This is a genomic window from Ferdinandcohnia sp. SAFN-114 (assembly GCF_059415045.1).
In genome coordinates, this window is sequence record NZ_JBPFDQ010000100.1 from 1 (window position 1) to 19,559 (window position 19,559).

Sequence of the window (19,559 nt, forward strand, 5' to 3'; positions counted from 1 at the left end):
GTCACAATACTTATCTCAAGTATTGCCATTTTGGAGGTGTTTTATATTGTCTCACTATTTTAGGTTAGTCCACATAAACATTAATGCTACCTTCCTTTTTTTATTTTACGTTTGTTGTCTTTTCAAGATGCTCGTGGATCTCTCCTTTTTCGATGTGAACTTGAATATTATAATTCCCGGATTCAGTGAATGTAAAATCTGATTGATAGACACCATTTTCGGTTTCATTTGCATCTATAAACTCATGTTTCTCAGCGCCATCTTTCCAAACCTCAAACCGAACTTTTGCATCTGTCAACGGTGCTCCTGACTCTTCAAAAGAGACATGTAATGTAGATGATTTTCCTACAGGATATTCAGTCTCTAGTGGGAAGTCGATTGAAACATCTCCACTTCCATGATGATGTTCATTTCCATGGTGATCTCCATGTTCCGCAGGTTCATCTGCTGACTCTTCTGTTACACTAGGGTTTCCAATTACCACTTCAACCTTTGGCATGGTATGCATGCTTCTCGCCGTTACATGTGCTGTCACAAAATAAATCCCGTCCTGTTCAAACGTTTTAACAGCCGTATATTCACCATCAGAAGTATGCTCCCCATCTAGAAATTCGCTTTCTTCACTGCCTTTTTGCGCAATTTCAAATTGAACTTCATCTGCATCTTCGACTGTTTCTTCCCCTTGAGTTACAGTTGCATGCAAGGTTACTTCTTCACCTGGATTTATTTTTTCAGGATCGAGCTTTAAATCAACTGCAATTGGGACTAATTCTGTCGTATTCGTATTTTTCTTTTCTGTCTCATTATTACATGCTGCAAGCATGATGATTGCAGCCAAAAAGAGAAAAAGACCTATATTTTTCATTTCTTTCACCTCAACTACATGGTACAACAAACGACCATTTATTCCTGTGTCTTTTTTATGACATTCATTACCCATAATAACCAATATTAACGTAACTTTAACCTCTAACCATGAAAAAAGAGGCCATATGACCTCTTTTCATCTTATTTATACCCGTTAACTACAACATCCAGTTTACCAGTTTCAGGATTAATAACAAGACCATGAACAGGAACTTCCACTGGAAGAAGTGGATGGTTTTCGACCATTTCAACACTGTGTCGAACACTATCTTCTACACTGCTAAAACCTTTAAACCATTTATCAAGATCAATTCCAGAGTACTTTAATGTATCAATTCTCGCTTGAGTAACCCCTCTGTTTTTTATTTTTTGTAAAATCGCATCTGAGTTTAGTGCACTCATACCACAATCATGATGACCGACAATACAAACCTCGTCCGCATTTAAATCATACACGGCAACTAAAATACTTCTCATTACACTACCAAAAGGATGTGAAACAACCGCACCAGCTACCTTTAAAATTTTCACATCTCCATTTTTCATGTTCATTGCTTTTGGAAGCAGCTCAATGAGTCGTGTATCCATACAGGTTACAATAACCATTCTTTTATCTGGAAGCTTTGTCGTTTGGTATTTTTCGTATTCTTTGGTTTCAACAAACTCTTTGTTATATTCTAGGATATTATCCAGTAGTGACATACTTTTCACCCTTCACTCTTTATTTCATTATATTTTATCAAAAACTTGTCCTTTTAGATAATATTTTTATTATTACTCACAAGTTCTTGTGTCTACCAGAGATACTAATAGAACATCGTTCCCCTTAAAAAAGTTTTTTGTTCTCAAATCGGAATAATTACGATATAATATGAAAGGATTTCAAACAGGCACCATTTTGGGTACTTGAGAGGAGAAAGTTTATGAAAAAAATCAAAGGATATATCATGCTCTTACTCGCAATCGGCATACTAGCAGCTTGTGGAGCAGATCAAAATAAATCATCAGATGAAGAAGGGAAGCTTACGATATATACAACCGTATTTCCTTTAACAGACTTTACAAAAAAAATAGGTGGCGAAGATGTCATTGTTAATAGTGTTTATCCGCCGGGTGCTGATGCCCACACATTTGAACCCACTCCTAGGGACATGACAAGCATCGCAAGTGCTGATGCATTTATTTACACTGGGATTGGTGTTGAGGCTTTTGTAGCTTCAGCAAAAAAAACACTCAAAAAGGAAGATGTCGCATTAATTGAAGCAGGATCTGGAATAGAATTCATGAGTTTGGAAGATGATTCTCACCATCACGATGAAGAAGATCATCAACACGGAGATATTGATCCCCATATATGGTTAGATCCAGTCTACTCCATACAGATTGCTGAAAATATTAAAAATGCTCTAACTGAGTTAAATCCTTCTAATAAAGATGTATATGAAGAAAATTTCAACATATTAAAAGCTCAATTGGAAGAATTAAACACAGAATTTATGGAAGTGGCCAATTCTGCAAAACGTAAAGAAATTCTAGTTGCCCATTCGGCTTACGGATACTGGGAAGCTCGTTATGGAATAAAGCAAATAAGTATTACTGGCTTTTCCCCTTCCAATGAACCATCTCAAAAAGAATTGAAAAATATTATTGAATCTGTGAAGAAACAAAATCTTGAATATATTTTATTTGAGCAGAATATATCGTCAAAGATCGCAGAAACCGTTCAAAAAGAAACAGGTACAAAAAGCTTAACCCTTCATAATTTGGAGGCATTAACTGAAAAAGAAATCGAAGACAACAAAGATTATTTTAGCTTAATGAAACAAAATCTAGCTACATTAAAAAAGGCTTTAAATTAACTTAATAGTTACCAATTCAGTGTACTGCAAAATAGTAAATCACAAGACATTTTTAGCGTGAATTCACATATGAATTCACGCTTTTTTATACATAACCGATATGATTTTACTTTTATTTGTCTGAAGATAATTCAACTTCAGACACATTCGCGATGAGTTTGCGTTTCCTTGTCCGAAGATTCTTCTACTTCAGTCACAACTCCACTGATTTTGCATTCCCTTGTCCGAAGATACTCCTACTTCAGACACAACTTCACTGATTTTGTATTCCTTTGTCCGAACATGCTCCAACTTCAGACACAACCGCGATGATTTTGCGTTTCCTTGTCCGAACATGCTCCAACTTCAGACACAACCGTACTAATTTTGAGTTACCTTGTCCGAAGATACTCCGACTTCAGACACAACTTCACTGATTTTGTATTCCCTTGTCCGAAAATACTCCAACTTCAGACACAACCGTACTGATTTTCCATCCCCTTGTCCAAAGATACTTCAACTTCAGACACAATTTCACTGATTTACCATCTCCTTGTCCAAAGATACTCCGACTTCAGGAACTACACTGATTTTGCATTCCCTGGCCGAAGACTTCGAAGACTTCCTTAATTTTTACATAGTAGTTAAATTTGTTATTGATAATTGGTCCTTTTTCAATTTAAAACGGAAGGCGCTAATTTAATTACCACCCTTGGGATATGTTGCTTGTTATCTGTATTTCTTCACTTGGAGAACATAAAGGATGCTAGGCCACATTCCTAAGAAAGAGGTGTAGTAAAATGGCACAAGATGTATTATGTGAAGTTAAAAACTGTCATTATTGGGCAAACGGCAATAAATGTAGTGCTGATGCGATTTATGTTGTGAGTCACTCAGGGAAAACTGCATCAGAACAAACCGAAACAGATTGTAAAACTTTCATACCAAGTGATTTATAGAAATATGAACATGACAGCTGATTAACTCAGCTGTCTTTTTTATATTTTTAAATAGCTGAAACAAATCCTCCCAAATTTGCATAATCCTTATAACATGTCGAATTTTTTAAAATAAAATAATTGACAAAATTTAAAAATAAACATATGATACTTTTAAAAGTTGCACTAAGGAAACATTTATTCATTAAGACAAAATACACAGAAATAAATTAGAAGCTTGAGAGGAGAATAAGCGATGTATGAAAATCTTTTACTCGCTTTTGGTTTAACTTTATTTGCTGGCCTCGCAACCGGTATAGGAAGCTTAATAGCTCTCTTTACGTCCAGAACGAATACCAAATTTCTATCTTGGACACTCGGTTTCTCAGCAGGTGTCATGATCTATGTGTCCATGATTGAGATCTTTGTTAAAGCAAAAGTTGCACTAACGTCTGCACTTGGAAATGAACTTGGGAACTGGATGACAGTTGCAGGATTTTTTGGGGGAATGTTTTTAATTGCTTTAATTGATAAATTTGTCCCTGAGAGTAGTAACCCTCATGAGGTAAAAAAGGTGGAGGACATGAATTTATCTTCTTCCAAATTAGAAGAAGATAAATTATTAAAAATGGGAACATTTACAGCTCTCGCTATTGGCATTCACAATTTCCCTGAAGGTATTGCCACCTTTACTTCAGCTCTTCAAGATCCGGGCCTAGGTATCGCAATCGCAGTAGCAGTAGCAATTCACAATATACCTGAAGGAATCGCTGTTGCTGTTCCGGTCTATTTTGCAACAGGAGATAAAAAAAGAGCCTTTAAGCTCTCGTTTCTTTCCGGTTTGGCTGAACCTGTTGGGGCCGTTGTTGCTTTCTTAATTCTGATGCCATTTTTAAATGATATCATGTTTGGGATAATCTTCGCTGCGGTAGCAGGAATTATGGTGTTTATTTCTCTTGATGAATTACTTCCTGCTTCTAAACGTTATGATAGTGGACATTTATCCATTTATGGATTAATTGCAGGTATGGCTGTTATGGCGTTAAGTTTACTGCTATTTATCTAACTTATTCAGCTGGGTCCAACCCGAGCTGAATAAAGTTAACATTGCATTACCTTTTTCTCTTTCGTGATATGCTGAATCCATTCGTAATCTACCTTATATCCAATTCCTGGTTCATCTGGAACGGCAATTCGGCCGTTTTCTACAGTAACTTCCGGAATAATGACATCTCTTGACCAATATCTTGAGGACGCAGAAATATCACCAGGAATTGTGAAGTTTGGTAGGCTAGCTAAAGCAATATTATGTGCTCTTGAAATTCCGGTTTCAAGCATCCCTCCACACCAGACGGGGATTTGATGGGACTCACAAATATCATGGATTTTAATTGACTCAGTGATTCCACCCACTCTCCCAATTTTGATATTCATCACTCGGCAGCTCCCCATTTCAATTGCCTTACGGGCATCCTCTGCTGATGTAATGCTTTCATCCAAACATATAGGTGTTGAAAGTATTTCTTGTAGCTTTGCGTGATCAAAAATATCATCCTCCGCTAATGGCTGTTCAACCATCAACAACTTAAACTCATCTAATGCTTTAAGTTTGTCAGTATCCGCTAAACAATATGCCGAATTCGCATCCACCATTAGAGGGAGGTTAGGAAATTCCCGTCTAATTTCTTTTAGAAGCTCATAGTCTTGTCCAGGCTTAATTTTTATTTTTACCCGTTTATAGCCTGTATTCACATGCTCCTGAATTTTATGTAATACATCCTCAATTGAATTAATACTTACAACTACTCCCGAATCTATAGAATCCCTTGTTCCGCCGATCGCTTTAGAAAGAGAAATTCCTTGTTTTTTTGAATATAAGTCCCACATAGCCATGTCGATGCTAGCTTTCGCCATATTATTTCTTTTTACAAATTTAAAACATTCCTGCAGTTGCTGAGGATGCTCAACCTCTTCTTTTAAAATTTGCGGGACTAGATAATCGACAAGTATATGCCAACTAGTTTTAATCGTCTCTTCTGTATACCAAGGTGATGAAAAGGCAACGACTTCTCCCCAACCAACGACACCTTCTACATCCTCCATTTCAACAAGAATACTCTCTCTTGTATCAACCTTTCCCATACTTGTTACAAACGGTGAGAGCAAACTTTGTTCTATGAGATGGAGGGTTACCTTTTTCACCTTAATCATTTTTCTCATCCTTTATTAAATCAATTAATTTTCTTCTCATAAGTTTATTGGATGCATTTCTTGGTAGGGCATCAACAAAATAGATTGATTTTGGAACTTTATAACGAGCAAGTTGTTCATGGCAAAAAGCAATGATTTCATTTTCATGTAGGTTACTTCCTTCTTCTTTTATGACGAAAGCAGCAGGCGCCTGTCCCCACTTTTCATCATCCACTCCTGTAACACCCGCTTCTAAAATGTTAGGGTGTGACAACAGAACCGCCTCAAGTTCAGCAGGATAAATATTTTCTCCGCCTGAAATAATTAAATCAGACCGGCGATCTAACACAAATAAGAACCCTTCCTCATCTAAGTATCCAATGTCACCGGTATATAGCCAGCCATCGACTATTGAAGTCATCGTAGCATCAATTCGATTTAAATAGCCTTTTGTCACGTTGGGTGCTTTTACAACGATCTCTCCTACTTCATTTGGACGTGTAGGTGTACCATTATTATCAATTTTGATTTGCACTGGAAAAAGTGGTTTACCTGCTGAACCTAACTTAGAAATACTATACTCAGGTGCTAGCGTAACAACCTGTGATGCTGTTTCAGTCAGACCATAAGTCTGGAAAACAGGAATATTATGTGCAATACAATCCTCTAATAAAGGTTTTGGTGCAGGTCCACCTCCAAGAAGCATACATCTAAACTGATCAGGGTAGCGCTCATCCCCTAATTCTTTAATCATCCTTGTTAGCATGACACTCACTGCCGACATGATGGTAACACCTTGATACTTAATAGCATCATTTGCTTTTTTCGGATCGAATTTTTCGTGAATCACAGCTGGTATTCCGTAAATGACACTTCGATACAAAATTGATAACCCACTAATATGAAACATCGGAACAGTAAGTAACCAGCAATCATCCTGGTGCAGTCCTAAATTTAAACTGGAGCCAATCGCACTCCACCAATGGTTTCCATATGTATGAATAACGCCCTTTGGTTTTCCAGTCGTTCCCGATGTGTACATAATTGTATCAGCCTGTTCTAAAGAGAAATACTCTTGAATCTTACAGTCTTTCTCAGGAAGCTCATGAAGTTCATTTAATGATATGTTTTTAATATTTAGATGAGCTACTTTCTCAAGATAAGGCTCTTGCGTTAGCAGCATTTTTGTTCCAGCATCACTCAATTGAAATTCTAGCTCACTACTTGTTAATTTTATATTCAATAGGACTGTAACTGCACCAATATATTTCAGTGCATGAATCACTTCAACCATTTCAACATTGTTTCCAAGAAGAACAGCCACAACGTCTTCCTTTTGTACTCCTGCATATGTGAGTTGGTTAGCCCTTTTCAGCACATTTTTATGTAAAGTCAAAAATGATATCTCTTTATTTTCAGTTTTTATAGCAATTCGATTTGGCGTTAAAAACGCTCGCTGTTTCAGCCAATTTAGTATTTCTGTTGAATTCATTTTTTTCAAATCCTCTTATGTTTGTAATAAAAATGCAAAAACAGCTTGATGAGGTCTTCATCAAGCTGAGAACTGAACATTAAGGGAAACGAGGGAATTGCTTAAAGTCTGGCATGCGCTTTTCTTTAAATGCGTCACGGCCTTCCTTCGCTTCATCTGTTGTGTAGTATAGAAGAGTAGCATCGCCAGCCATTTGTTGTAGACCTGCTAAGCCATCTGTATCAGCATTCATTGCTGCTTTTAAGAAACGAAGAGCTGTTGGACTCTTTTCAAGAATTTCTTCACACCACTTAATTGTTTCTTCTTCAAGTTGCTCTAATGGAACAACTGTGTTCACAAGACCCATGTCTAATGCCTCTTGAGCATTATATTGACGGCAAAGGAACCAAATTTCACGTGCCTTTTTATGACCAATGATGCGTGCAAGATATCCAGAACCATAACCTGCATCAAAGCTTCCAACCTTCGGACCAGTTTGTCCAAAAATAGCGTTATCCGCTGCAATAGTCAAGTCACATACAACATGCAGTACATGTCCTCCACCGATTGCATAACCAGATACCATAGCGATAACTGGCTTTGGAATTACACGGATTAAACGTTGTAAATCAAGAACATTTAATCGTGGTATTTGGTCGTCTCCAACATATCCACCATGCCCTCGAACCTTCTGATCTCCACCAGAACAGAATGCTTCATCTCCCGCACCAGCTAGAACAATAACACCAATGTTTGAATCATCTCTGGCATAAGCAAAAGCATCAATCATTTCTGCCACTGTTTTCGGCGTAAATGCATTTCTAACATGTGGTCTGTTAATGGTGATCTTTGCAATACCATTATATGTTTCATATAAAATTTCATCATACTTACGTTCTGCAACCCATTCAACTGCAGCCATTAGCTTGTCCTCCTTTTAAGGATGTTCAAAAATGTCCGGTAAAAATGACACATCGAATTTCTTCGTTGGCTTTCTTTTCAGTTCCTTGTAAAAAGAAAACTACTTTTCCGGCGTGCAAAATCATCTGCTCACGTATTAACAGCATACGCTCTGCTACTTAAAGCTGCACTGCCTCGAACTTTCGACGCACAGGATGTGCTAGCGTCGGCGTTGCCACAGGACATGGCGCCTTCGTCGACGTGGTCCTTTTTATCACCTTTTTGAACACACACTTTTATGTATAGGTTTGTATATAATTTTGATCATTGAGAAAAATGATCAGAAACAAACTCATTTATTATTTTACCAAAAAAATATGGTTGTTCCACATGAATTGCATGTCCAGTATCTACTATTTTCTCCACTTTTGCATTTTGAATGCTTAAGCTCATCTCTTCTGCTATCCTGCAAAATTTTTGGTCAAGCACTCCACAAAGTAATAAAGTGGGTAGGTTTAGCTCATTTAGTCTATCCCAGTATGAGGGTTGTGAACCAGTCCCCATTCCTTTAAGACTATTAACTAAACCGACTGGATTATTGTTAAGACGTTGTTGGCGTATTTCTTGTTGAATATCTTTCGTTAGGGCCTGTTGCGAAGAGAACAAAGGGATCTTCTCCCAATAATCAACAAAACCTTGGACTCCCTCTTGGTTAATCCGATTAGCCAGTTTCTCATCTGATTTTCTGCGGGCAACTCTTTCTTCCACTGTTCTTAACCCTGGAGAACTGCTCTCTAGAACAAGTCTAATTATTCTAGTTGAAAAAAGAATAGAGATAGCCAATGCTAGCCTTCCTCCCATGGAGTAGCCAACTATATTAGTTCTGGGGATAGCTAAGACATCAAGAATATGAATGATATCTTTTGCAACAGTTTCTATATGATATCTTGATGAGTCATCAGGACTATCTGTCTCTCCATGTCCGATTATATCAATAAAAATACATTTATAACTGTAACGAAGTGTCTCGGTGGCATTACTCCAGGTTGCTATATTACCTGTAAAACCATGAAGGAAAACTATCGGTTCCCCTTCTCCCATCACCTGCACATGATAAGTAACCCCGTTTGATGAAATAAACATAGTTATTGTTCCTTTTTGAGAACGTCTTTTATTTCCTGGGAAACATTATTCCACATTTTTCGATGAATCATGACATTTTCTTGGCGGTCCGTTTTTACTTCTACAACATGAAGACCATTCCCATTTAATGAAGCAGATATGGCTTTTCGGAATTCCGCCCAATTCTCAACACTAGTAAATTTCCCGCCATACATTTTTACGGCATGTTCATAATTAAGCCCGATTGGCGTACCAAACAGTGTTTCAAAGTGCTTTTCTTCCTGTGATTGTGGCAAGAAAGAAAATATTCCGCCACCGTCATTGTTAATTAACACAATCGTATTATTTAAATGATGATGTTTTGCTGCTAATAATCCATTTAAATCATGATAGAAAGAAAGATCCCCAATCACTAAAACAGTATGCTCATTTTGCGAACTAATGCCCATCGCCGTAGAAACAAGTCCATCAATTCCATTGGCTCCTCGATTTCCTAGTACATGAATTGACTTTTCATTATTCGTAAAGAAAGTGTCAAGGTCTCTGATTGGCATACTGTTTCCAACAAATAAAGTAGAACCATTCGGCAGGATTTCTTGAAGTTCAGTAAATACCTTCCCTTCAAATAAGGTTTCTTCCTGGTATACTGCGTTGATATTCTCTTTCACTATATCATTTATTTTAATCCAAGAGCTTATCCAACCATTATTACTACGTTTCTGAATTCGTTTCGTAATCGAATGACAGAACTCTATTTCATCACAGTAAACCATATCGGTTGCTGATAAAGTAGGATCTCTCCATCCACCGTCCCCATCCACAATGATTTGTGGCGTGCTTTTTTGTTTTTGAATATACTGCAGAAGTGACTTAGAAACGGGCATTGCTCCAAAACGAATAATGATGTCTGGTGAGAAAGCTTCTCCGAACTCTTCGTTTCGTAAAAAAGCATCATACCCATCAATTATGTATGATTTAGAGTGTGTTCCACTTCTCAGTTGGGATAGTGGGTCAGCAAGTATTGGAAATTGAAGAGTTTCTGCTAGATTAGCTACAGCATGTCCAAACTCAGAATTATCATGTGAACCACAAACAATAATCCCTCTCAGTTTTTCATTGACTACATCACTTATCAACTGAGCTTGTTCCTCGTCCATTGTCGGTTTACCAACAACGACGTTTACATTTTTTTTAGCAATGTTCCTTGAACCCCATAAATAATCAAGATCGAGGTTTGGAACCAGCGGCTCACGAAAAGGGAAGTTTAGATGGACAGGTCCTGCGGGAGCTGATTGTGCTGTACCCGCTGCTCTTCCTGCCATAGTTCTGACATAAGCCAACATTTGAGCGGAATCTTCAGGTAGAGCCATTTCTACAAACCATTTCGCATGGTTCCCATATAACTGGTTCTGATCTATAGCTTGCGGTGCACCAATATCGCGCAATTCATGTGGTCGGTCCGCTGTCAGGACAATAAGCGGTACTCTTGAATAATAGGCCTCCACAATAGCCGGAAAATAATTGGCTGCTGCAGTCCCAGAAGTACAAAGTATCGCTACAGGCTTTTTAGTTGCTTTAGCTACACCAAGCGCATAAAAAGCGGATGATCGTTCATCAATATTGATTGTAACATTCATATCAGGATGTTCAGCCATTAATATTGCCATCGGGGTAGAGCGGGAGCCGGGGCTCACAATGGCCTCTGTGACACCCACTTGGACTAATTCATCAACAAATGATGCTACATACCGAGTTAATGCTTCATTATTCATTGTCTAAGCCTCCTAGTGCGGATAGCATCGGTCTAAACTTAATCATTGTTTCTGTATATTCACTTTCTGGTTCTGAATCGCCTACAATTCCACATCCAGCAAATAAGGATACATTGTTGCTATTTATTAATCCAGAACGAATGGCAACGGCAAATTCTCCATTATCTTTTGTATCTAACCAACCAACTGGGCTTCCATACCAACCACGGTCAAGAATCTCAAGCTCACGAATTATTTCATATGCTTTTTGTTTAGGTTGTCCTCCAAGCGCTGGAGTTGGATGTAGTCGATCTACAACAGTAAGTAATGACACATTTTCTTTTGCTACTCCTCTTACAGGTGTGTATAAATGTTGAATATCTCGCATTTTTAAGATATCAGGTTGTGTTGGTGAAGAAATGCGTATACAAGATTCTTTCATCGCATTTTTAATCATTTGTACAACCACATCATGTTCGTATAGATTTTTCCGGTCACTAAGTAATTCATTTGCCAATTGTTCGTCTTCAGAAGGAGTTTTACCACGTCGTATCGAACCTGCTAAGCAAGTTGTTAAAAATTCTCCACCTTTTTTCTTTATAAGACGCTCTGGTGAAGCTCCAATAAAACATGAATCGCCATACTCGATTGCAAATAAATAACTCATTGGTTGTTCTTCTTTTAAACGTTCTAAAATGGCATCCGTTTCAATTGGCTTATCAAAATGTAGTTTAATTTCTCTTGCTAGTACAACCTTTTCAACCTCGCCGGATTGTACCTTTTTAGTTGCATTTCGAACAGATTCCATCCATTCCTTTGGTTGGACTTCTTCTTTTGTAAAAGAAGTGTTTATGAGCTCTTTGTGATTTCCCTCAAGCTGTTCTTCTAATTGTTCTAAATCAGATTCAACAAATGTTGTACCTGTAGGTTCACAAATTATATTTGTAGTTAAGTAAGTACTTCCTTTATATATTGAAAGCATAAACGCAGGCAAAACAAATTTTGCATCATCAAAATGATCCCACAGATCTGTTCTCTTTTTTAATGGATCGAATGAAAAACCTCCCATTATTATTGGACCTGTAGAATATGGTGCAAAGTCATCCACTATAATTGCGTTGTGAACGAGTTTTTTCCACTCCTCTTCTATTGTAACAAAACGTTCTGTAGACTCATTATCGCTAATGGTATAAGCTTCTCCAAGTCCAACTATTACCGTATCATTTGTTGGATTGGACCAGAAACATCGCGTTTTATAAGTTTCTTTTTTCCCAGTAGAAAAGAACAATAGGGGGTCTATGTTCTCAATCTCTCTAACCTGACTTACAAGTATCGGCTTTGAAAGCTCCTTTGAACGAAACATTCCTTTCTCTATGTAATCTTTCAATCCTTTTTGTTGTATCATGACCAACTTATATCCCCCCGAAGTGTTTCCTGTAATAAATTTTACTTTAGAAATAGTATTTGATTATAGTATATCATTAACACGTATTTACCCTTAGTATTATAATCCCGATACTTTTGGGTTAATGAATCAAGTGCTACAATATACCTCTTTATGAATAGTTGTCAACAAACTTGATTCTACCATATGTAACCGTACAATGACCACTTACTTCCTTATTATTACGTTTTGTACGATATGTTAGTCTGGGGATTAAATCATGGTAAGAATGATTATGACTTTTTTGTTACATTAAACCATTGACAGTACTTGCCCAATTCACTAAACTGAACTTTGGATATACATGATATGACGGAGAGGAGAAGTTTAATGCATACAGGACTTCAGTCAAATCAGAAGCTATCTAAAAAGCCTTCAAATGGGTTTCAAGTATGGTGGAGACTTATGCGTCCACATACACTAACAGCATCCTTTGTTCCAGTTATCCTAGGTACAGTTCTTGCACTTTCAGATACTTCTATAAACATGGCACTATTCTTAATAATGTTACTTGCTTGTCTTCTCATTCAAGCAGCTACTAATATGATTAATGAGTATTTTGATTATAAACGCGGTCTAGATACCGCTGAATCAGTCGGTATTGGTGGGACAATTGTTAGAGATGGAGTCAAGCCAAAAGTAATCTTAAACTTGGCTTTTGCCTTTATGGGGATTGCTACACTTTTAGGTGTTTATATTTGTATGAATAGTAGCTGGTGGCTAGCGTTAGTAGGGACTATTTGTATGTCTGTTGGTTATCTTTATACTGGTGGCCCATTCCCAATTTCATCGACACCTTTTGGAGAGCTTGCAGCTGGTTTCTTTATGGGTATGATCATTATTTTAATATCGTTTTTCATCCAAACGGGTACGGTTACTTCAACAAGTATTTTAATTTCAATTCCAATTATGATTCTTGTTGGTGCCATTAATATGTCAAACAATATTCGTGATTTGGATGGTGACAAACAGAACGGACGTCGCACCTTACCGATTTTATTAGGAAGAGAAAATGCGATTAAGTTCTTAGCGGTATTGTTTGTTATTTCATATGTTTGGATTATTGCTTTGTCATTTATGGGAATAGCATCTTGGTGGAGCCTACTTGTATTGGTGAGTGTTCCAAAAGCTATTCAAGCGATAATTGGATTTATTGGAAAATCAGAGCCAATCCAAATGATGCCAGCAATGAAAGCAACCGCCCAAACAAATACATTTTTTGGTTTCTTATTATCAATTGGAATCTTTATTGGTTACTTCTTTTAAAAACACGATTTTTACGATCGTGTTTTTTCTTTTGCCTTCTTTCATACAAGCACTTTTTTACATTTATGATTTTCGTGTTTATGTAAATAATACATAACAAGATTCGTTACGAAATCATTATGGAAGGAGTGCTTTTCATGTTATCAAATGAGCAATTATCAACCTTCCGTTCACAGTTGATAAACGCAAAAAAAGAGGTTGAAGAACAATTAACGGATAGCGATCATTTTGATTTAGAACGTGGTCATTTCCATGGGTCGGTAGGGGAACTCTCTTCTTACGATAACCATCCAGGGGATGAAGGAACTGAGCTATATGAACGTGAAAAAGATATTGCACTTAATGAGCATATTGAAAAAGAACTAAAGGACATTGACTACGCCTTACAGGCAATTGCTGAAGGAAGATACGGGAAATGTGAAAAATGCGGTAAGGAAATACCTGTTGATCGATTAGAAGCAATGCCTACCACAACCTATTGTGTTGAGCACAGCCCGACCCAAGTCGTTTCTCATAATCGGCCGATTGAGGAAGGGGTACTAATGCCACCGTTTGGAAAGTTTGTTGATGAGGAAGATAATGTATCCTTTGATGCTGAAGATTCATGGCAAGATGTTGCTAAGTATGGAACATCTGAATCACCTTCTGATCTTGCAGATCCAGTTGATAGTTATAATGAAGTATTCCTTGAATCAGATGAAAATGTAGGTTATGTAGAGGACTACGAAAACTTTGTTGCAACAGATATTGAAGGGAAAGAAATAATCATCTATCCAAACAACCAGCATGAACGATATGAGGAAGTATTAGATGAAGAAGGAATCATGACCATGTTCGGTGACCTTCCTCCCTATGAAAAAGAACCTTATACAGAGGATGAAGCTCAGGATTAAGGTTAAAAGCAGTGGAAAATTCCCCACTGCTTTACTTTTTTACTTTATTGGTTGTAAAAGTAATCTATAACTATTTATTATATAGTTCTCTTTGTAAGTATGAGTGATATGATATTTTCCTGTTGTCCAATCTGAAATTTGATCATGATAGAATTTGCTCAAAACATGACCAGATTGCCCTGGACCTACCACATTATAGCTTTGTTTCATGTTTGATAGGTCAATTACGGAACGCCATGCAGCTCCATGTGTTATAGCTCCTGATTTTCTATTGAAACTTGCAGCAGCTACCGATACTCCACTACCACCCATTGGAACAAATTCATTATGATTAAAAAGATAGTTTAACGGAGAAATTGCCGACAACGGATGATTAAAAGGAACCCTATGAAATTCACCCCATTTCCATTTACCCGGATGCTTCCCTTGTTGTTTGACAGCAAAATCAACAGCTCGCTTGAATGACTCTAGAGTTACCTGCTCTAAACCACCAGCTTCACTCAACCATACACCTTCATCCCCTTTGGCAGCATTTCTAATCATTTGGTCAACAATTTGGGATTTACCTTCAAACAAGTTATCAATTTCAATTGGAATGGATTCTTCAAACAAAACATTCGCGAATTCCTCCATCCATTTATGAAAGACTAAAGGCTCTCCATCTTCTCTTCGATCTACAGAGTCCCATCCTTCAAACCGCTTTAAGACTTCTTTATCAATATCTCTTAGCTTTTCTTTATTGCTTGTTAATACATCAAGAAAAATCGGTACAAATTCCTCCGCCTGCAAATTATGTTGGTCAAACTGTAGTTGAAGCATATCATCAACCGAAAGTTTCTTCTTACTCGTTAAAACATCCCGTATACGTTGTTGACGATATGGCTGTGCCCAAGTATTCGTAATATGGTATGGATAATCATCTGTTACAATTCTATTATTTGCCGTAGAAATAAACCCCTCCTCTGGGTTCACAATTGTTGGAAGTTCATCCCATGGAATAAAACCCTCCCACTCATATTCATCCGTCCAACCTGGTACAGGTATCGAACTATCTCCCTTTTTTCGAATAGGAATTAACCCATTCGCTCGATAAGCAATGGTTCCATCCGTAGCTGCAAAAACAAAATTTTGAGCAGGGGTATGAAAATATGTAAGAGCTTCTTTAAATTCATCCCAACTCTTCGCCTTGTTAAACATCAACACCGCTTCAAGTTCAGTCGAAGGATCGAGAGCTGTCCATCTTAAAGCTAAAGCAGTTTCTTCCTTGTGGTCATGAGTGAATTCTGAAATAATGGGACCATGCCTTGTTACCTGAACTTGATAAGGAATTGTTTCTCCATCCTTCACTTTTATTGGTTCATCAATAATTCTTGCATCCTCCCACTTCCCCATATACTCAAACTGATTTGGATTTTCTGGATTTCTTTTTTCAATATATAAATCCTGGACATCAGGACCTACATTGGTAACTCCCCAGACGATATGTTCATTACGTCCTAATATAATTCCTGGAACACCTGCAAAAATGACACCACTTACGTTTACCTCATTATTTTGTAAATGCGTTTCATACCAAATCGACGGAGTAGCCAAAGCTAAATGAGGATCATCCGCTAGAATCGGCATACCTGACTCAGATTTTTCTCCACTAACCACCCAGTTATTACTCCCATTAAATTCATTTGGGAAAGGAGCTTGTGCAATACTTTTGGAAATATCAATAGGATTTTCTTTCATTACTTGAAGAACTGTTGCCCCATCTTCAGGATATGTAGGAAATAATTCAAGTAGTTTTTCTTCTGACACATGCTGTGCCATGTAATAACGAAAGGCTTGACCTTTATAATGACCTCCTAAATCATAAGCCATATACTTACCTATCGTGAGTGAGTCTATAGGACTCCACTCCGTTGGTTCATATCCGGCAAGAGTAAATTCGACGGGTAATGTATTCTTCTCCTTTGCTTCCTTAATAAAAGCATTTACGCCATCTGCATAAGATTGTAAGACACCTTTCGCTTCTGTCGAGTATCCATCGTACGAGATTTTAGCTGCTCTTCGTAAGCCAAGAGTTCTATAATATTTATCCTGTTCAATTAGGGAGCTACCAATTACCTCACTGAGCTCTCCTGATGCCTGTCTACGGCTTAGATCCATTTGAAATAACCTGTCCTGAGCCGTTACATATCCTTGTGCAAAATACAGATCGTGAGTGTTTTTAGCACTTATATGGGGAACCCCATTTTGATCACGAATCACTTCAACCTCATCAGTAATACCAGCAACATTAATTGTACCTTCAATTTCTGGTAAACTCTTTCTCAAAAATAAATAGCCTGCCAAAATACTTGCGACAAGCAGGAGGATGATTATAATTCCTGATACTAAAATAACCCTCCATCTTTTCTTTCTGGGCCAAATACGTCTTTTTACTGCGACTTCTGAACTCATAAACTCCTCCTTAGACTAACTATTTCAAGAAAATTCTAAATATATTATAATATCTCATTTTCATTTTGTCATTGAAATCTCCAATAGACTGACATTATTTTCATACTTAGTGAAAAGCTTAAAGGAAGATACTAAGCAAATGACGAATTATTTCTATATATCATTTTTAATGAAAGGAAGAGTATAATGAACGCTCATGAGATTGAATACAAACTATATGGAGATGACATGCAATTTGTTGAAATCGAGCTAGATCCGAGTGAAAGTGTTATTGCGGAAGCAGGAGCCATGATGATGATGGAAGATGGAATCTCGATGGAAACCATATTCGGTGATGGTTCAGAATCTGGAGGTGGAGGTTTATTAGGTAAACTGTTTGGTGCAGGTAAAAGAGTCCTTACTGGTGAGAGTCTTTTTATGACAGTTTTTACCAATAGCCATATGGGCAAAAAACATGTTTCGTTTGCTGCCCCATATCCTGGAAAAATCATCCCGGTTGATTTAAGCATGCTAGGTGGAAAAGTGATTTGTCAAAAAGATTCTTTTTTATGTGCAGCAAAAGGAGTATCAGTCGGAATAGACTTTCAACGCAAATTAGGTACTGGTTTCTTCGGTGGAGAGGGCTTCATCATGCAAAAATTAGAAGGAGATGGATTAGCCTTTTTACACGCAGGTGGAACCATACATAAAAAAGAACTCCAACCTGGTGAAATCCTTCGAATAGACACAGGCTGCTTAGTTGGGATGACGAAGGAAGTAGATTACAATATCGAATATGTAGGGAAAATAAAAACAGCTTTCTTTGGTGGTGAAGGTTTATTCTACGCAACTGTACGTGGCCCTGGAACAGTTTGGGTACAATCATTGCCATTTAGCCGTATGGCAGACCGTATCTTCGCAAGTGCACCTAGAAATGGGGGAAGCACAGGTGAAGGAAGTATTCTAGGAGGAATCGGAAATTTATTAAACGGTGATAACAGATAGAATAAATATAAGTATAACTGGGAAGATAATAAATGGAGGTGTGGAAGATGAAACGTAAAGAAGACGTTAATAAAAAACCCGATGCTCCACTATTTGATGCCCCAGATGATAAAATTCTAGCATTTGACATGTTCCGTGGAATATCACCCGGAATCTTCTCAGATGTAGATTTAGACAACCCCGCAAAGAAAATAGAAGATGATATCATTTCTCAAGATTAAGCACCTGGCAACAGGTGTTTTTCTTTTTGTAACCGTAAAAAAATAAGAAACTAGAAATCTAGTAAAATAAAAAAACGCCATGAGAAATTCTCATAACGTTTGATGACCCGTACGGGATTCGAACCCGTGTTACCGCCGTGAAAGGGCGGTGTCTTAACCGCTTGACCAACGGGCCAGAAAAAAGTATTTATATGATTCGACATGGCGGAGAAGGAGGGATTTGAACCCTCGCGCCGCTTACGCGACCTACACCCTTAGCAGGGGCGCCTCTTCAGCCACTTGAGTACTTCCCCAAAAATGGCTCCGCAGGTAGGATTCGAACCTACGACCGATCGGTTAACAGCCGATAGCTCTACCACTGAGCTACTGCGGAATAATTATATATGGTGGGCCTAAATGGACTCGAACCATCGACCTCACGCTTATCAGGCGTGCGCTCTAACCAGCTGAGCTATAGGCCCATTGTATAAATTGGAGCGGGTGATGAGAATCGAACTCACGACATCAGCTTGGAAGGCTGAGGTTTTACCATTAAACTACACCCGCATTTTTTATATGGGGCGGCTGATGGGAATCGAACCCACGAATGTCGGAACCACAATCCGATGCGTTAACCACTTCGCCACAGCCGCCATTAAAGTTTATAAAATTAGAAAGGTGGCTCAGGACGGAATCGAACCGCCGACACAAGGATTTTCAGTCCTTTGCTCTACCGACTGAGCTACTGAGCCACTACATATGGCGGTCCCGACCGGGATCGAACCGGCGATCTCCTGCGTGACAGGCAGGCATGTTAACCGCTACACCACGGGACCATTTTTAACAACAAAAATTATTTTACTATAACTTCTTGTGCTTGTCAACACTTTTTTTTGGTTGCGGGGGCAGGATTTGAACCTACGACCTTCGGGTTATGAGCCCGACGAGCTACCAGACTGCTCCACCCCGCGATAATAGAATTTATAAAGTTTATGTTATGCGCTATGCAAGTAAATAACTGTCCCCTTCCTCTTCAAGCTTATTCTTGAAGCATGTCCGTCGGGACAACTCGCAGTATATCGATGATGCAACGCTCGTTGCTCCACCCAGCGATATATAGAAGGTTTATAAAATATGACTTTCTTACACCATATATTTGTTAAAAAATATGGCGGAGGAAGAGGGATTCGAACCCCCGCGGGCTTTAACACCCCTGTCGGTTTTCAAGACCGATCCCTTCAGCC

The 19,559-nt window shown here is 38.1% G+C and carries 16 protein-coding genes and 9 tRNA genes; 7 read left to right on the forward strand and 18 right to left on the reverse strand.

Annotated elements, in window-relative coordinates; translation table 11 throughout:
- Positions 1-100: 100 nt before the first annotated feature.
- Both ACR65M_RS22890 and ACR65M_RS22895 read right to left on the reverse strand, forming a co-directional pair.
- Positions 101-940: a FixH family protein gene (locus ACR65M_RS22890; protein ID WP_440274510.1), complete on the reverse strand. Its 840-nt coding sequence runs from the start codon at positions 938-940 to the stop codon at positions 101-103.
- A gap of 68 nt (positions 941-1,008) precedes the next feature.
- Positions 1,009-1,569, reverse strand: coding sequence for a beta-class carbonic anhydrase (locus tag ACR65M_RS22895; protein WP_341330568.1), 561 nt, complete (start codon positions 1,567-1,569; stop codon positions 1,009-1,011).
- Between the two features lie 221 nt (positions 1,570-1,790).
- Here ACR65M_RS22895 and ACR65M_RS22900 point away from each other — a divergent pair, with 221 nt between their 5' ends.
- From ACR65M_RS22900 to zupT, 3 genes are all read left to right on the forward strand, one after another.
- Complete coding sequence (locus tag ACR65M_RS22900; protein ID WP_341330567.1) at positions 1,791-2,726, forward strand: metal ABC transporter substrate-binding protein; 936 nt, start codon at positions 1,791-1,793, stop codon at positions 2,724-2,726.
- A 779-nt stretch (positions 2,727-3,505) separates the two neighbouring features.
- A complete protein-coding gene (locus ACR65M_RS22905; protein ID WP_121447331.1) occupies positions 3,506-3,664 on the forward strand; it encodes a DUF1540 domain-containing protein in 159 nt (52 codons plus the stop codon).
- Positions 3,665-3,899: 235 nt separating this feature from the next.
- Positions 3,900-4,709, forward strand: a complete 810-nt coding sequence (gene zupT, locus ACR65M_RS22910) for a zinc transporter ZupT (RefSeq protein WP_341330566.1) — start codon at positions 3,900-3,902, stop codon at positions 4,707-4,709.
- A gap of 35 nt (positions 4,710-4,744) precedes the next feature.
- On the opposite strand, the gene menC is transcribed toward zupT, so the two are convergent.
- The 6 genes from menC to ACR65M_RS22940 all read right to left on the reverse strand — a co-directional run bounded on the left by menC (position 4,745) and on the right by ACR65M_RS22940 (position 12,482).
- Positions 4,745-5,851: an o-succinylbenzoate synthase gene (gene menC, locus ACR65M_RS22915; protein WP_341333501.1), complete on the reverse strand. Its 1,107-nt coding sequence runs from the start codon at positions 5,849-5,851 to the stop codon at positions 4,745-4,747.
- Positions 5,847-7,325 carry an o-succinylbenzoate--CoA ligase gene (locus ACR65M_RS22920; RefSeq protein ID WP_341330565.1) on the reverse strand — a complete coding sequence of 493 codons (1,479 nt, stop codon included), beginning with the start codon at positions 7,323-7,325 and terminating at the stop codon, positions 5,847-5,849. The genes menC and ACR65M_RS22920 overlap by 5 nt, the downstream gene beginning before the upstream one ends.
- A 79-nt stretch (positions 7,326-7,404) precedes the next feature.
- Positions 7,405-8,226, reverse strand: coding sequence for a 1,4-dihydroxy-2-naphthoyl-CoA synthase (gene menB / locus ACR65M_RS22925; protein ID WP_099362260.1), 822 nt, complete (start codon positions 8,224-8,226; stop codon positions 7,405-7,407).
- Between the two features lie 302 nt (positions 8,227-8,528).
- Positions 8,529-9,347: a 2-succinyl-6-hydroxy-2,4-cyclohexadiene-1-carboxylate synthase gene (menH, locus tag ACR65M_RS22930; RefSeq protein WP_341330564.1), complete on the reverse strand. Its 819-nt coding sequence runs from the start codon at positions 9,345-9,347 to the stop codon at positions 8,529-8,531.
- 2 nt (positions 9,348-9,349) lie between these two features.
- Positions 9,350-11,098, reverse strand: coding sequence for a 2-succinyl-5-enolpyruvyl-6-hydroxy-3-cyclohexene-1-carboxylic-acid synthase (menD, locus tag ACR65M_RS22935; protein ID WP_341330563.1), 1,749 nt, complete (start codon positions 11,096-11,098; stop codon positions 9,350-9,352).
- Positions 11,091-12,482 carry an isochorismate synthase gene (locus tag ACR65M_RS22940; protein WP_341330562.1) on the reverse strand — a complete coding sequence of 464 codons (1,392 nt, stop codon included), beginning with the start codon at positions 12,480-12,482 and terminating at the stop codon, positions 11,091-11,093. The genes menD and ACR65M_RS22940 overlap by 8 nt, the downstream gene beginning before the upstream one ends.
- A gap of 369 nt (positions 12,483-12,851) precedes the next feature.
- Here ACR65M_RS22940 and ACR65M_RS22945 point away from each other — a divergent pair, with 369 nt between their 5' ends.
- Complete coding sequence (locus ACR65M_RS22945; RefSeq protein WP_440274511.1) at positions 12,852-13,787, forward strand: 1,4-dihydroxy-2-naphthoate polyprenyltransferase; 936 nt, start codon at positions 12,852-12,854, stop codon at positions 13,785-13,787.
- 137 nt (positions 13,788-13,924) lie between these two features.
- On the forward strand, positions 13,925-14,680 hold the full coding sequence (locus ACR65M_RS22950; RefSeq protein ID WP_341330560.1) for a TraR/DksA C4-type zinc finger protein: 756 nt from the start codon (positions 13,925-13,927) through the stop codon (positions 14,678-14,680).
- 39 nt (positions 14,681-14,719) lie between these two features.
- On the opposite strand, the gene ACR65M_RS22955 is transcribed toward ACR65M_RS22950, so the two are convergent.
- On the reverse strand, positions 14,720-17,131 hold the full coding sequence (locus tag ACR65M_RS22955; RefSeq protein WP_341330559.1) for a penicillin acylase family protein: 2,412 nt from the start codon (positions 17,129-17,131) through the stop codon (positions 14,720-14,722).
- Between the two features lie 186 nt (positions 17,132-17,317).
- On the opposite strand from ACR65M_RS22955, the gene ACR65M_RS22960 reads away from it, so the two are divergent.
- Together ACR65M_RS22960 and ACR65M_RS22965 are read left to right on the forward strand one after the other, a co-directional pair.
- Positions 17,318-18,115: a TIGR00266 family protein gene (locus ACR65M_RS22960; protein ID WP_341330558.1), complete on the forward strand. Its 798-nt coding sequence runs from the start codon at positions 17,318-17,320 to the stop codon at positions 18,113-18,115.
- A 32-nt stretch (positions 18,116-18,147) separates the two neighbouring features.
- Positions 18,148-18,336 (forward strand): hypothetical protein, encoded by a 189-nt coding sequence (locus tag ACR65M_RS22965; protein WP_440274512.1) that lies wholly within the window; start codon positions 18,148-18,150, stop codon positions 18,334-18,336.
- Between the two features lie 103 nt (positions 18,337-18,439).
- Here ACR65M_RS22965 and ACR65M_RS22970 read toward each other — a convergent pair.
- The 9 genes from ACR65M_RS22970 to ACR65M_RS23010 all read right to left on the reverse strand — a co-directional run bounded on the left by ACR65M_RS22970 (position 18,440) and on the right by ACR65M_RS23010 (position 19,286).
- Positions 18,440-18,511 (reverse strand) — tRNA-Glu (locus ACR65M_RS22970).
- Between the two features lie 27 nt (positions 18,512-18,538).
- Positions 18,539-18,629: transfer RNA gene (locus tag ACR65M_RS22975), tRNA-Ser, on the reverse strand.
- A gap of 5 nt (positions 18,630-18,634) precedes the next feature.
- Positions 18,635-18,709 (reverse strand) — tRNA-Asn (locus ACR65M_RS22980).
- An 11-nt stretch (positions 18,710-18,720) separates the two neighbouring features.
- A tRNA-Ile gene (locus ACR65M_RS22985) sits at positions 18,721-18,797 on the reverse strand.
- An 11-nt stretch (positions 18,798-18,808) separates the two neighbouring features.
- Positions 18,809-18,882: transfer RNA gene (locus ACR65M_RS22990), tRNA-Gly, on the reverse strand.
- A 10-nt stretch (positions 18,883-18,892) separates the two neighbouring features.
- Positions 18,893-18,968: transfer RNA gene (locus ACR65M_RS22995), tRNA-His, on the reverse strand.
- Positions 18,969-18,994: 26 nt separating this feature from the next.
- Positions 18,995-19,067, reverse strand: a tRNA-Phe gene (locus tag ACR65M_RS23000).
- An 8-nt stretch (positions 19,068-19,075) separates the two neighbouring features.
- A tRNA-Asp gene (locus ACR65M_RS23005) sits at positions 19,076-19,151 on the reverse strand.
- A 58-nt stretch (positions 19,152-19,209) separates the two neighbouring features.
- Positions 19,210-19,286: transfer RNA gene (locus ACR65M_RS23010), tRNA-Met, on the reverse strand.
- Positions 19,287-19,559: the final 273 nt, after the last annotated feature.

Bases quoted from the DNA above. Each gene is read 5' to 3' on its own strand.
- ACR65M_RS22890 (WP_440274510.1), bottom strand. From the start codon at position 940: ATGGGTAATGAATGTCATAAAAAAGACACAGGAATAAATGGTCGTTTG.
- ACR65M_RS22895 (WP_341330568.1), bottom strand. From the start codon at position 1,569: ATGTCACTACTGGATAATATCCTAGAATATAACAAAGAGTTTGTTGAA.
- ACR65M_RS22900 (WP_341330567.1), top strand. From the start codon at position 1,791: ATGAAAAAAATCAAAGGATATATCATGCTCTTACTCGCAATCGGCATA.
- ACR65M_RS22905 (WP_121447331.1), top strand. From the start codon at position 3,506: ATGGCACAAGATGTATTATGTGAAGTTAAAAACTGTCATTATTGGGCA.
- zupT (WP_341330566.1), top strand. From the start codon at position 3,900: ATGTATGAAAATCTTTTACTCGCTTTTGGTTTAACTTTATTTGCTGGC.
- ACR65M_RS22920 (WP_341330565.1), bottom strand. From the start codon at position 7,325: ATGAATTCAACAGAAATACTAAATTGGCTGAAACAGCGAGCGTTTTTA.
- menB (WP_099362260.1), bottom strand. From the start codon at position 8,226: ATGGCTGCAGTTGAATGGGTTGCAGAACGTAAGTATGATGAAATTTTA.
- menH (WP_341330564.1), bottom strand. From the start codon at position 9,347: ATGTTTATTTCATCAAACGGGGTTACTTATCATGTGCAGGTGATGGGA.
- menD (WP_341330563.1), bottom strand. From the start codon at position 11,098: ATGAATAATGAAGCATTAACTCGGTATGTAGCATCATTTGTTGATGAA.
- ACR65M_RS22940 (WP_341330562.1), bottom strand. From the start codon at position 12,482: ATGATACAACAAAAAGGATTGAAAGATTACATAGAGAAAGGAATGTTT.
- ACR65M_RS22945 (WP_440274511.1), top strand. From the start codon at position 12,852: ATGCATACAGGACTTCAGTCAAATCAGAAGCTATCTAAAAAGCCTTCA.
- ACR65M_RS22950 (WP_341330560.1), top strand. From the start codon at position 13,925: ATGTTATCAAATGAGCAATTATCAACCTTCCGTTCACAGTTGATAAAC.
- ACR65M_RS22955 (WP_341330559.1), bottom strand. From the start codon at position 17,131: ATGAGTTCAGAAGTCGCAGTAAAAAGACGTATTTGGCCCAGAAAGAAA.
- ACR65M_RS22960 (WP_341330558.1), top strand. From the start codon at position 17,318: ATGAACGCTCATGAGATTGAATACAAACTATATGGAGATGACATGCAA.
- ACR65M_RS22965 (WP_440274512.1), top strand. From the start codon at position 18,148: ATGGAGGTGTGGAAGATGAAACGTAAAGAAGACGTTAATAAAAAACCC.